The sequence below is a fragment of the Methylomicrobium lacus LW14 genome, from assembly GCF_000527095.1.
In the GTDB taxonomy this organism is placed as follows: Bacteria; Pseudomonadota; Gammaproteobacteria; order Methylococcales; family Methylomonadaceae; genus Methylomicrobium; species Methylomicrobium lacus.
In genome coordinates this window covers 4,314,350-4,325,954 of record NZ_AZUN01000001.1, presented here as the reverse complement: position 1 = coordinate 4,325,954, position 11,605 = coordinate 4,314,350, and the positions used below count along the sequence as shown (strand labels likewise).

At 58.0% G+C, this 11,605-nt stretch carries 13 protein-coding genes; 2 read left to right on the top strand and 11 right to left on the bottom strand.

The features are described from left to right. Positions 1-107 precede the first annotated feature (107 nt). Complete coding sequence (locus METLA_RS0120080; protein ID WP_024300270.1) at positions 108-839, top strand: hypothetical protein; 732 nt, start codon at positions 108-110, stop codon at positions 837-839. Positions 840-1,100: 261 nt separating this feature from the next. Continuing rightward, entirely contained in the window at positions 1,101-1,541 is a 441-nt protein-coding gene (locus METLA_RS0120075; RefSeq protein ID WP_024300269.1) for a hypothetical protein, read from the top strand. A gap of 115 nt (positions 1,542-1,656) precedes the next feature. Here the strand turns inward: METLA_RS0120075 and METLA_RS0120070 are convergent, their stop codons facing one another. The 11 genes from METLA_RS0120070 to METLA_RS0120020 form a co-directional block, all read right to left on the bottom strand. Next, positions 1,657-2,019 (bottom strand): hypothetical protein, encoded by a 363-nt coding sequence (locus tag METLA_RS0120070; protein WP_024300268.1) that lies wholly within the window; start codon positions 2,017-2,019, stop codon positions 1,657-1,659. A gap of 31 nt (positions 2,020-2,050) precedes the next feature. Next, the gene (locus METLA_RS0120065; protein ID WP_024300267.1) at positions 2,051-3,274 is read right to left on the bottom strand and encodes a beta-ketoacyl-ACP synthase; all 1,224 of its coding nucleotides are present in this window, start codon (positions 3,272-3,274) and stop codon (positions 2,051-2,053) included. Continuing rightward, on the bottom strand, positions 3,274-3,999 hold the full coding sequence (gene fabG / locus METLA_RS0120060) for a 3-oxoacyl-ACP reductase FabG (RefSeq protein ID WP_024300266.1): 726 nt from the start codon (positions 3,997-3,999) through the stop codon (positions 3,274-3,276). The genes METLA_RS0120065 and fabG overlap by 1 nt, the downstream gene beginning before the upstream one ends. Continuing rightward, positions 3,992-4,441 carry a hotdog family protein gene (locus METLA_RS0120055; RefSeq protein ID WP_024300265.1) on the bottom strand — a complete coding sequence of 150 codons (450 nt, stop codon included), beginning with the start codon at positions 4,439-4,441 and terminating at the stop codon, positions 3,992-3,994. The genes fabG and METLA_RS0120055 overlap by 8 nt, the downstream gene beginning before the upstream one ends. Continuing rightward, entirely contained in the window at positions 4,438-5,619 is a 1,182-nt protein-coding gene (locus METLA_RS0120050; protein WP_024300264.1) for a beta-ketoacyl-[acyl-carrier-protein] synthase family protein, read from the bottom strand. Before METLA_RS0120050 ends, METLA_RS0120055 begins: the two co-directional genes overlap by 4 nt. Continuing rightward, positions 5,600-6,163, bottom strand: a complete 564-nt coding sequence (locus tag METLA_RS0120045; protein WP_245598836.1) for a DUF3261 domain-containing protein — start codon at positions 6,161-6,163, stop codon at positions 5,600-5,602. Before METLA_RS0120045 ends, METLA_RS0120050 begins: the two co-directional genes overlap by 20 nt. A gap of 14 nt (positions 6,164-6,177) precedes the next feature. Further along, a complete protein-coding gene (locus METLA_RS0120040) occupies positions 6,178-7,413 on the bottom strand; it encodes an NAD(P)/FAD-dependent oxidoreductase (protein WP_084480200.1) in 1,236 nt (411 codons plus the stop codon). Between the two features lie 63 nt (positions 7,414-7,476). Continuing rightward, positions 7,477-8,745, bottom strand: a complete 1,269-nt coding sequence (gene waaA, locus METLA_RS0120035) for a lipid IV(A) 3-deoxy-D-manno-octulosonic acid transferase (protein ID WP_024300261.1) — start codon at positions 8,743-8,745, stop codon at positions 7,477-7,479. A gap of 113 nt (positions 8,746-8,858) precedes the next feature. Continuing rightward, positions 8,859-9,584, bottom strand: coding sequence for a DNA polymerase III subunit epsilon (gene dnaQ / locus METLA_RS0120030; protein WP_024300260.1), 726 nt, complete (start codon positions 9,582-9,584; stop codon positions 8,859-8,861). 19 nt (positions 9,585-9,603) lie between these two features. Beyond that, a complete protein-coding gene (locus tag METLA_RS0120025; protein ID WP_024300259.1) occupies positions 9,604-10,137 on the bottom strand; it encodes a YcxB family protein in 534 nt (177 codons plus the stop codon). Between the two features lie 29 nt (positions 10,138-10,166). Further along, the gene (locus METLA_RS0120020; RefSeq protein WP_024300258.1) at positions 10,167-11,474 is read right to left on the bottom strand and encodes an NAD(P)/FAD-dependent oxidoreductase; all 1,308 of its coding nucleotides are present in this window, start codon (positions 11,472-11,474) and stop codon (positions 10,167-10,169) included. Positions 11,475-11,605 lie beyond the last annotated feature (131 nt).

Here is an 11,605-nt window from a genome sequence, read left to right as displayed (position 1 = left end):
GAGACCCAGGTAAATCTTTAATTTTTCCGGCTCTGTTATGATCCGTCAGCCTTTGCTCTGGCTCAAAACCCGACAAAGCCCCGTCAATAAAAACAGAGGTCGAATTCATGAAGAAACTATTCGCATATAGCGCATTAACCTTATCCGCCTTATTCTCGGCATCGCTGCACGCAGACGGCGCCGCCACCTTTTCCGGTGTCACCAGTTCGAATACCAGTCTGTTGCTCGATACCAGCTTGGGCGATGCTGCAGCCCCTATTCTGAGCACTACCCTGAAGGTGCCCGGCGATAAAAAAAGCCTGCTGATCGGCGTTTCCCTGGAAAGCAGTTTGATCACGAAAACGAAAAAGAAAGGTCTGCCGGAGGCTTGCGCCGGTGTCGAGGTCACGGTCAAGATTGACGGCATTCCGGTTGCTCCGGGCAAGGTGCGCTTCCATACCAGCTGCCAAAAATACGATGCTCTTTTCAGCGAAGTCACAACGCAATGCGCCGATGCCGATGCCGACGGTTTCATTCAGGCGGCTAACGAATGCGCCTTTACTGACCAGGATATCGCTAAAATCATGGAAACCACCTCGGCAAATCACTTCAACTTTATTGCCCCGGATGTCGGCGAAGGCGATCACACGATTACCGTCGAAGCCAGCGTGAGCGCCAGCGCGGCTGACGGCATCCTCGGCCCGGACAGCAACAACCGCACGGTCGCGAACATCAACGCCAACAGCCTTGCTGCCATCAACCTCGGCACTTTGAGTGTACAGGTCGTGCGTTCCGCAAAAACACATCATCACGAAGATCACGATCATCATGGCGATGACGATAGCATTACCGCAGAATAAAGGCCTGGCTAAAAATAACGCTTAAAAACGTTATTCCGTTGGCAAATCCCAATCCATTCCCGTTTACGTCTTCTGCGTAAACACCCCGCTTGACAGGCGAACGAGCAGCATAGCGGCTCGTTCGCCTCTTTCTGATACCCTCCCTCTAACCTGTTTCTCAGACGAACTCACGCGTCGTTTTCAGCGCGGATTCGTTCATCATTAATTCAGCTTGGCCGCAGTACTCTGTAACCTCACTCAACTCTCGTGAAAGGTTCTTCTATGAAAGCTTTATTGATTAGTTCATTATTGATCGCCTCCGGCGCCGTCATGGCGGAGCAAAGCCTGCTGGAAGGCGTAGCCAAACAGGCGGCCAATAACACCGCGGCCGCGGTCGCGCCGGGCGTCGTCGCAGGCGCCGAAACAGCCGATCAAGCCTTGAAGGACGCCAAACAAGTGAAGGATGCGGTGCAAAATACGCCTGAGGCGGCCAAAGACCAGACCCAGAAAGCGATCGAGGGAACTGCGAAGCAAGCAACGCCCGAGCAAGTCAAAGAGGGCGCCGAAGCCGTGAAGAGCGGCTCGGAAACCGTCAAAAAACTGCAAGGCGAGGTCAAAGCCCTGCCGAAATCCTCCAAGCAGACGGCGAAGTCGCTGAAGCACAAGTCAACGGCGAAGGCGCAGCAGAAAGGGACAGAAAAAGCGCTGGAATTGTTGAAGTAAACCGCAAACCTGGCAGGAGCGTCTTTAGCCGAGGCTGAAAACGCTCCTGCAACCCATTGATCAGGGTAAGGCGCATGATAAGCGCCCTACCCTTGATCAAGCCACGATTCTTGGATCACTCCTGGGTATCGTTGACCAGGTCATAGGTGATGTTCGGATTGAAGCCCATTGGCCAGTAGATCGCGGCAGCAGGCGGCCAAAAGATCGAAACGACGCGGAATTTGGTCCGCAGTCTGCCTTCCTTGAGGGTTTGGCCGTCTTTTTCCAGACGGTAAGGAATCCCGCCGCCCGGAGGCATGCCGGCCGCAGTCCAGAAAAACGGCTTGGTCGTGACCTTGCCGCCCGCATCGACCGAAACCGGCTGCGGCCTTTCATAGATATACAACTTGGAGCCTTCCGGCACCTTGAAGGTCCCGGTCGTCGTACAACCGGTCACCAAAATCAACGACGCAAACAGCAAACTCATTTTTTTTATCATGCTTATTTCCTCGGGTTGATTCGGGATTGTTTCAATCCCAACGTTTAAAAATCAGGGAGGTGTTGATGCCTCCGAAAGCAAAGTTATTGCTCATCACATAGCTGCAATCTAGCTTGCGAACAGCGCCAATAATATAATCCAATGGGGCGCAATTCGGATCGATCGTTTGCAGATTCGCGGTCGGATGAAACCAGCCTTCGTTCATCATCTGGATGGCCGTCCAGGCTTCCAGCGCGCCGCAGGCGCCGAGCGTATGGCCGGTATAACTCTTCATCGAACTGATGGGCGTATTGGCGCCGAAAATCGCCGCAGTCGCGTGACTCTCGGCCCCATCGCCATGCTCGGTCGCGGTGCCGTGCGCGCTGATATAGCCGATCGCGGCAGGCGGCAGCCCCGCATCCTCCAAGGCGAGCCGCATTGCGCCCTGCATGCTGCGGCTGTCCGGCTGGGTCACATGCAGACCGTCCGAATTGGTGCCGTAGCCGACCACTTCCGCATGAATCGTCGCGCCGCGCGCTTTGGCGTGCTCCAGTTCTTCGAGGATAAAGGTGGCCGCGCCTTCTCCGATTACCAGTCCGTCGCGGTTCAGATCGAACGGCCGCGGCGTCGTCTCGGGCGCGTCATTTTTCAGGCTGGTCGCATAGAGCGTGTCGAACACCGCCGCCTGACTGGCCGAAAGCTCATCCGCGCCGCCGGCCGCCATCAGGGTCTGATGGCCGTATTTGATCGTCTCGTAAGCATAGCCGATGCCCTGGCTGCCCGACGTGCAGGCGCTGGATGTCGTATACACGCGGCCGTTGATGCCGAAGAACAGGCCGATATTGACTGCGGCGGTATGCCCCATCATCCGTATATAAGACGTCGCATTCAGCCCGTCGGTCCTGTGGTTCAAGAGCATATTGCCGAAGTCCGCGATCGCATCGAAACTGCCCGAGCAACTGCCGTAAGCCACGCCCATCTGCCCGCTCTTTAAGACCTGATCGTTCAACAAGCCGGCATCGCCAAGCGCCAGCTCGGTCGCATAGGTCGCCATCAATGCGACCCGCCCCATGCTGCGCGTCTGTTTACGCGAATAATGCTCGGGCCGCTCAAAATCGACCGGCCCTGCAAGCCGGGTATTCAAACCCTGGTATTTGTCCCAATCCTGCATGTAGCGGATGCCGGTCGTCTGCGTTTTTAAATGCTCGGAAATACTCTGCCAGTCATTGCCGATCGGAGACAGCCCGGCCATGCCGGTGACAACCACACGCTTCATCAGCACAGGCCTCCGTTGACCGCGATGACCTGACGGGTGATATAGGCCGCATCCTCGGACAATAGAAAGGCGACCGCCGCGGCGACCTCCTTCGGCCGCCCGACCCGGCGCGCCGGAATCATCTTCTTGATCTCATCGAGCGGCAGTTCCTCGACCATCTCGGTCTCGATCAGGCCGGGCGCTATGCAATTGACCGTGATCTCGCGCTTGGCCAGTTCCAATGCCAGTGCCTTGGTCGCCCCGATGATGCCGGCCTTCGCGGCGCTGTAATTGACCTGGCCTCGGTTGCCGATCAGGCCGGACACCGACGACAGCGTCACGATGCGGCCGGGCCCCCGCCGCCGGACCATCGGCATCACGATCGGCTGCAACACATTATAAAAGCTGTCGAGGTTGGTATGAATCACGCTGTCCCACTCTTCGCCGGTCAGCGACGGGAACGCATTGTCGGCGGCGATGCCGGCATTGCAGACCACGCCGTAATAGACGCCGTTCGCATCGATATCCTCGGCCAGCTGCTGCGCGCACTGCACACGGTCGCCGACATCGAATTGCAGAATCCGGGCGCCGCGCCCGAGGTTTTCGATTTCGCTGGCGACCGCTTCAGCTTGGTCGCGCCGGCTGCGACAGTGCAGCACCAGGTCATAGCCCTGGGCCGCCAGGTACAAGGCGATCGCCTTGCCGATGCCGCGGCTGGAGCCGGTCACTAAGACAGTCTTATTCATCATCATTCTTTATCATATCGATGGGCGCCTGATAAACATTCAGCGTGGCGCTGACTTTAACAAGCTCGCCCGTAATCCCGCAGTTGAACACCAACAGGCGTTCGTCCTGCATCACTTTCTCGGCCCGCACGGTCAGGGTCGAGCCAATCTCGAACGCGGGCACGTCACTCTCGTAGCGCCGGGCGCCGAGCAGAAATCCGAGCCGAATCGGCTCGCCCACCCGTTTGGCGTGGATGCCCGCGTAAAGCCCTATCGTCTGTGCCATGTATTCGATGCCCGCCCAGGCCGGCACCGCGTTACCGCCGCCGAACAACGCATCGCCGCGCACGGTCAATTCGGCGGTGACCGAATCCTCGTCCCAGGCAAGCACCTTATCGAGCCAGATCATCTTGCCGGTATGCGGCAGTAATTCGGCGACGTCCATCCGCAAAAAATCGATCATGCCCGGCCCACGACAATCGAAATATTGTTGCCGCCGAACGCGAACGAATTGCTTTGGCAGGTGTTGATCCTCCGCTTCAATGCCGCGCCCTGCCGCACCAGATTCAATGCGGCCAGCTTCGGGTCGATTTGATCCGCGTTGATGTTCGGAATCAACCGTCCCGTATCGTCATCGCCGTTCAGCAACAGCCAGCAAAAACCGAGTTCGAGCGCGGCCGCCGCGCCTAGCGTATGGCCGGTCATACCCTTGCTCGAACTGGCCGGTACATCGGCGCCGAACAGCGCGTTGACCGCCTTGCTTTCCATGCTGTCGTTCAACACGGTCGCGGTGCCGTGCAGGTTCAGGTAGTCGATCTCTTCGGGGCGCTTGCCGGCGTCCTGCAAGGCCTTCTGCATTGCCTGCCCGACCGCCAGCCCTTCGGGGTCGGGAGCGGAGAAATGATAGGCATCGCTGGTCGAACCGATCCCCTGCAACTCGACAGGCCCTGCTTCCCGGCTCAGCACAAACAGGCTGACCGCCTCGCCGATGTTGATGCCGTCCCGGTGCAGTCCGAACGGCTTGCACAAGCCGCTGCTCAAGGATTCCAGCGCCGCGAAACCGTTGATCGTCAGATTGCACAGCGTATCGGCGCCGCCGACGATCACCGCATCGCAGAGACCCAAGCGGAGCAAGCGGCGCGCGGAAGCGAGCGCCCGGCCGCTCGATGAACAGGCAGTCGACAGCGTATAGGCCGGCCCGCCAAGGTTCAGATAGGCCGCCAAAAAATCGGCGCCCGCCCCCATCTGCTGCTGTTTGTAATGAAATTCGCTCGGCAAGACGCCGCTTTCGGCCTGCTCGGCCAACGCCAGTTCGGTACTTCTGACGCCGGACGTGCTGGTGCCCAATACGCAGCCGATACGATCCCTTCCGAAGCGTGCGATCATGCGATCGACCGTGCCGCGAATTTGCTCCAAGGCGGCCAGCAACAGGCGGTTATTTCGGCAGCGGTGGTAACGCAAGTCATCGCCGATCTCCGGCAGCTCGGCCTCGACCCTGCCCACCGCAAACATTCGTCCGGGGCTGAACTGGTCGGTAAACACCAGTCCCGAACGCTCGCCGGCCAACAGATTCCGGAGCACCTCGCTCTTGCCGTTGCCGGCCGCGCAGAGTAAGCCTAGATCATTCAGATACAACTTCATAGCTGACCGTATCGATCGTAAGCCGGTAATGATATTGCAGATTGGTCAGCTCGACCGTTCTCGGCCAGGCGTCTTCTTGACTGATATAGCGCACTTCGATGCGCGGTTTGCCTTGTTCGGACAAGCGGCGAAAATCCGGACCGGCCTCCAATTTCAACTGTTTCGGCAGATTTTTTTGCAATACGGCGAGCGGCCAATAAACCAGCTGTAAATCCGCGATGATCAACTCCGGCGCGACCAGCTCCGGAACCAAAGGATTTTTATCGGCCTCCAAGGTCTTGCCGTCGTAGGACAGGTTGAACAGGCTCAGGCCGTCCTGGGTAAGGCCGGCCATCGCGATATGCGCGCTGTCCAGTTCCAATATGCAGAGCAGCGTTTTCTCGCTTCCCGGCCAATGCGCGGTCAACTGCTGCACGATGCGCCGAGCAGGGCCCTGCGGCGGCGCGATCGGAAATAACGGACGCGGCCTCGCCGCTACCGGCTCAGCCGGAGGAGGGCTTACGCCAGGTGCTTGCGTCGCCGCGCAGCCGGTCAGACCGATCACGCACACGAGCGGAGCTAGCCGTCGTCGCGGCATAATTCGGCAAGCGTATCCAGCCGCGAGCGGGCATTCTTCACATACGGATTGTTCTGATCCCAGGCATAACCGGCCAGAATCGAGCAGATCATCGCCTTGACCTCGGGCTGTTGATCCGGATGAAAAATCACGTCCTGGAAGCGGCCCTCATACCAGGCATCGACAAACACCCGGAACGTATCGACGCCGCGCTTCAACGGCTGCGCGTAATCGTGCTCCCAATCAACCGACTCGCCTCGGAACTGGCGGTCGAGCACTGCCGTTGCCAGCGACGCCGATTTCATCGCAATCGTCACGCCCGAGGAAAACACCGGGTCGAGAAATTCGCCGGCATTGCCGAGCAAGGCATAGCCCTTGCCGTAGAGACTTTTCACGTTCGCCGAATAACCCACCAGCGTGTTGATCTTGTCGTCAAATACCGCATCTTGCAAAATCCGGCGCAAGCCCGGAGCCTGAGCAATCAATGCCTGCAGCTGCGCCCCATGATCCTGTCCCGGCGTATAAAACGCCTGCTCGGCGACCACGCCGATGCTGCTGCGGCCGTTACTGAACGGGATCAGCCAGAACCAGACATCCTTATGCTCGGGATGCACGGTGATGAGTATTTTATTGCGGTCGAACTCAGGGTCGGTGATCCTGTCTTCGATATGCCCGAACAGGGCCTGCCTGACCGGAAACCCCGAAGGCGACTCCAGATCGAGCAGGCGCGGCAATATGCGCCCGAAGCCGCTCGCATCGAGCACGAAATCGGCGGCATATTCATAGACTTGACCTTCCGTATCGGCAACGGTCAAATGCGTCTGAGGGCCGGAAAAATCCACCGACTTCACTTCCATTTGCCAGTGAATATCGACGCCCATCCGCGCCGCTTCATCGGCCAACAGCGCGTCGAAACGGCCGCGCTGCACCTGAAAGGTCGTGCCGATGCCGGCGCTAAACTTGTTTTCGAAATCGAACTCGGTGTAATGGTCGCCAAAAGCGAAGGCCGCGCCGTTTTTAAACTGAAATCCCGCATTGACGACCGCATCGAGCATGCCGGCCTCCTTGATGAATTCCATGCACTGCGGCAACAGACTTTCGCCGATGCTGAAGCGCGGAAAACGCTGGCGTTCGAGGATAGTGACCGGATAGCCCTTTTGCCTGAGCAAGGCGCCCGCGATACTGCCGGAAGGACCGGCGCCGATGATGATGACTTTGCTTTGACGCGACTTATCCATGCGGGGTATTTATCCTTGGCATGAGTGGGGTTAATGGACGAAATCTAGGCACTTTGGACGGGGTTAAGCTTTCGGCATTTCGGCTTCGATCAGCGTCGCAATCGCCGCGATCGCTCCCCGATTTTCCTGTAAAAATGCCCCGGCGCGACGCGCCAGCTCCGTTCGGTGTTCCGAATCAGCATACAATGAATGGACCGTGCTGACAATGTCTTGTTGCGTCCGGCATTGCAGCGCGGCGTTCCTCGCCAGCACCCCTTCCGCTATCTCCTTGAAATTGACCATGTAAGGGCCGAACATCACCGGAGCGCCGACTGCGGCCGCTTCGAGCAGATTGTGGCCGCCGACCGGCACCATGCTGCCGCCGATGAAGGCGATATCGGCCGCCGCATACAGCATCTTCAGCTCGCCCATCGTATCGGCGATATACACATCGGTCGCGGCCGCGCAGCGGTCTCCCGAGGTCCGCATCACGACTTGCAGTTGCCGTTCCTCGCAGAGCTTTTTGACCTCGGGGAAGCGCTCGGGATGCCGCGGCACGATCACCAGCAGCAGTTCCGGAATCATTGCCTTGAGTTCAGGGTAGCTATCCAGAAACACCGCTTCTTCGTTCTTGTGCGTGCTCGCGATGATCCAGACGAAGCGGCCGCCGAAGACCGATGATTTGAGCCGCCGCCCCTCCTCTATCGTCTCTTCGGCGATTTGAATATCGAACTTCATGTTGCCCAACACCTTGACCGTATCGGCCCGCGCCCCGATGCTCACGAAGCGCTCCGCATCGTCCCGGGTTTGCGCGGCAATCAGGCTGACCTTGGCCAGTGACGAGCGAATCAGCGACGGAATCTTCCGGTAGCCGCTTGCGGATTTTTCAGACAGGCGGGCATTGATCAAAAACAACGGCATGTTTTGTTTACCGCACGCCGCATACAGATTCGGCCAAATCTCGGTTTCCATGATCACCGCAAGACGGGGCTGGAAGCGTTTCAGGAAACGCCGGGTCACACAAGGCAGATCGTAGGGCAGATAAACGTGCGTGACTTGATCGCCAAACGTCGCCTGAACCCTGGCCGAACCGGTCGGCGTCGTGGTCGTGATCAACAGTTTCGCGCCCGGATGGCGCGTCAGCAATAAGCGCAACAACGGAAACAGCGCCTCGGCCTCGCCGACCGAAACAGCATGAAACCAGATCACATCCTGGGGATGGATGCCGCGATAAAAACCGAAGCGCTCGTTCCAGCGCTGCCGGTAGGCCGGTGCCTTGATGCTGCGCCAGAGCAGACGCAGAATAATGAAGGGGGTCAGTAAATAAAAAACTAAGGAATAGAAAGCGAGCATGCAATATTCAAATGGGCGCGATCGAGCGAGATGACTGGCACAATGCGAGGGAAATCCGGCAGGGCTTTTTGCGCATCGGCAAAGATTTCATTCCTGTCCTGTTCGCGGCAATCTCATTGATTCCACAAACAGGTCCCGCCCGCCTTCTCTATCGCCGCCAGACGCTGCTGATGCGCCTCCAGTTCCTCGGCGGCGCAGGCGATCACCTTCAACGGCGGCCGGTCTGCGGCGATGCGCTGAATCACCTGGGCCTCCGTTGCCGCGGCCTGCCCTTCGGATGCTTCATCGAGCAGCGAGAACTGCCCGCCGGTCATCAATAAATAAACGTCGGCGAGGATTTCGGCGTCGAGCAACGCGCCGTGCAGCTCCCGGTGACTGTTATCGATGCCGTAGCGCTTGCACAGCGCATCCAGACTGTTTCTTTGGCCCGGATGTTTCTGGCGGGCGAAGGCCAGCGTATCGAAGACTTCGCAGTACCGGGTTATCGGCGCCAGAGGATCCGCCAGCAAGGCGAACTCATGATTGATGAAGCCGACATCGAACGGCGCGTTGTGAATGACCAGTTCGGCGCCATCGACGAAGGCCAGAAAATCCTCCGCGACGCCGGCAAAGCGCGGCTTGTCTTCCAGAAACTGGTTGGTGATGCCGTGCACCTCGATCGCGCCGGCGTCGATCACGCGCTCCGGATTGATGTAGACATGAAAACGGTTGCCGGTCAGCCGCCTATTCACCAATTCGACACAACCGATTTCGATGATCCGATGGCCTTGTTCCGGGCTCAGACCGGTCGTTTCGGTGTCGAGCACCACGAGGCGGGAATTGCTTGCTTGCGTGTTCATCGCAGGATACCGGCTTGATTTAACCGGCGTAACGCTCGATCATCTTCTCGGCCTGCTCGGCGAACTTCTCCAGATCGCCTTTCTTGACCGCATCGACCGGAATCACCAACGCGGTACTCAGCGTGATATAGATATAGACATAGCGTTTGCCGTATTCGACCCGAACCAGTTCCTGCCAGGCCATCTTGTTTTTGCCGCTCGGCGAGGTTTCAAACAGATAAGCCGGATTGGCCGGATCGATCGTCAGCGTATAGGTACCGAACATCGCCTTTTTTTCCTTCGGCGTATACTGCTTCAGGACTTGCCGGCGCATGTCGTACAGCATCACTTTCGGCGACAACAGCGCCCACAGCACCGCGACTAACCCGATATAGCCGGCCGACTTGATGTCGCCGTAATAATAGTAATAAAACGTGCCGACCAGCACCATGATGCTCGGCACGATCCAGCGGTTTTTATTCAGTTGGCCTTGGACATCTTTCGAATTCAGATATTGCACTTCGTTGAAATTGACCAGATCTTCTTCTCTGAACTCGTATTCTAATTCCAGCATGTTCTTTTTCTAATAATGTGTGGATAAAATCAGTGCAGCTTGATCATCGCGTGCACGGTGCGTCTAAATAAATTGGACAGGGTCAGCATCGCGGTGCGGAAATAACCGTGAATCGCGACCTGATGCATCTTGTACAAGGACAAATACACGACCCGGGCAATAAAGCCGCCGACGCTGACCGAGCCCATCAAATTGCCCATCAGGTTGCCGACCGTCGAATATTTGCCGAGCGAGACCAGCGAGCCGTAATCGTAATAGACGAATTTGACCGGCGCTTTGCCAACCAAACGATTGCGGATCGTCTTACACAAGGCGCTCGCCTGCTGATGCGCGGCCTGCGCGCGCGGCGGCACATTGCCGGCATGGCCGGTCCAGGCGCAGGCCGCGCAGTCGCCCATCGCATAGATCGACTCGTCGGCGGTTTGCAGAAACTCATCGACGACCAGCTGATTCAGGTGATTGGTTTCAAGGTCGTCCAGTTGTCTCAGCCAGTCCGGCCCCTTGATGCCGGCGGCCCAGACCTTCAGGTCGGCCGGAATGATCTCGCCGTCGAGCGTCTTGATATGGTCCTGGGTCACCTCGGTGACCCGGCAGCCCAGTTTCAGATCGACGCAGAGCTTGAGCAATTGCTGTTTGGTCGCCTCGGCCAGTTTGCTCGGCAAGGCCGGCAGCAATTGCGGCGAGGCCTCGATGATCGTCAAGCGGACATTGCTGGACTCCCGAAGCCCGTAGACCGCGAGCAGATTGGTCACCTCGTGCAGCTGCGCGACCAGTTCCACCCCGGTCGCGCCGGCGCCGATGATCACGATCGACAAAGGTTTATCATTGGCGCCTTCCAGGCCCGCAAAGGTCTTGATATAGGTCTCGACCAATTGCTTCTGGAAACGGAAAGCCTGCAAGGTCGTATCCAGAAACAGGCAGTTCTCGGCAACGCCCTTGATGTTGAACGAGTTGCTGACGCTGCCGACCGCCATCACCAGGGTGTCGTAACCGAAGGTTCGCCGAGGAATCAGTTCCTCGCCGCTGTCGCTCAGCGTCGGGCTGACCGTGATTTCTTTTTTGGTCCGGTTCAACCCTTCCATCTTGCCGAGCCGGAAGCGGAAATGATTCCGGTAGCCCTGCGCGAGATATTCGACCTGTTCCGATTCGTCCAGCGTGCCGGCCGCAACCTCGTGCAGCAGCGGTTTCCAGATATGCGTCGAGGCGGCATCGAGCAGCGTCACCTCGGCCCGGCCGCTCTTGCCGAGCTTGCGGCCCAGCTTGGTCGCGAGCTCCAGACCGGACGCACCGCCGCCGACAATCACAATCTTGTGTTTTTCGTTATTCGTCTCCGCCATGACAATCCTTCAGCACTAGATAATTCGAATGTTGCGACATTATATCGAATCAGGCATCTTGAGGCTGATTTTATTGAATCAGCAAGTGTTTGCGTTGGCAGTTTAGGTGCAGTAAAGTACGGACTACCGGG

Coding starts and splice junctions, on each gene's coding strand:
- METLA_RS0120050 (WP_024300264.1), bottom strand. CDS start 5,619: ATGAAGTTGTATCTGAATGATCTAGGCTTACTCTGCGCGGCCGGCAAC.
- METLA_RS0120020 (WP_024300258.1), bottom strand. CDS start 11,474: ATGGCGGAGACGAATAACGAAAAACACAAGATTGTGATTGTCGGCGGC.
- METLA_RS0120065 (WP_024300267.1), bottom strand. CDS start 3,274: ATGAAGCGTGTGGTTGTCACCGGCATGGCCGGGCTGTCTCCGATCGGC.
- METLA_RS0120075 (WP_024300269.1), top strand. CDS start 1,101: ATGAAAGCTTTATTGATTAGTTCATTATTGATCGCCTCCGGCGCCGTC.
- METLA_RS0120040 (WP_084480200.1), bottom strand. CDS start 7,413: ATGGATAAGTCGCGTCAAAGCAAAGTCATCATCATCGGCGCCGGTCCT.
- METLA_RS0120070 (WP_024300268.1), bottom strand. CDS start 2,019: ATGATAAAAAAAATGAGTTTGCTGTTTGCGTCGTTGATTTTGGTGACC.
- METLA_RS0120025 (WP_024300259.1), bottom strand. CDS start 10,137: ATGCTGGAATTAGAATACGAGTTCAGAGAAGAAGATCTGGTCAATTTC.
- waaA (WP_024300261.1), bottom strand. CDS start 8,745: ATGCTCGCTTTCTATTCCTTAGTTTTTTATTTACTGACCCCCTTCATT.
- dnaQ (WP_024300260.1), bottom strand. CDS start 9,584: ATGAACACGCAAGCAAGCAATTCCCGCCTCGTGGTGCTCGACACCGAA.
- fabG (WP_024300266.1), bottom strand. CDS start 3,999: ATGAATAAGACTGTCTTAGTGACCGGCTCCAGCCGCGGCATCGGCAAG.
- METLA_RS0120055 (WP_024300265.1), bottom strand. CDS start 4,441: ATGATCGATTTTTTGCGGATGGACGTCGCCGAATTACTGCCGCATACC.
- METLA_RS0120080 (WP_024300270.1), top strand. CDS start 108: ATGAAGAAACTATTCGCATATAGCGCATTAACCTTATCCGCCTTATTC.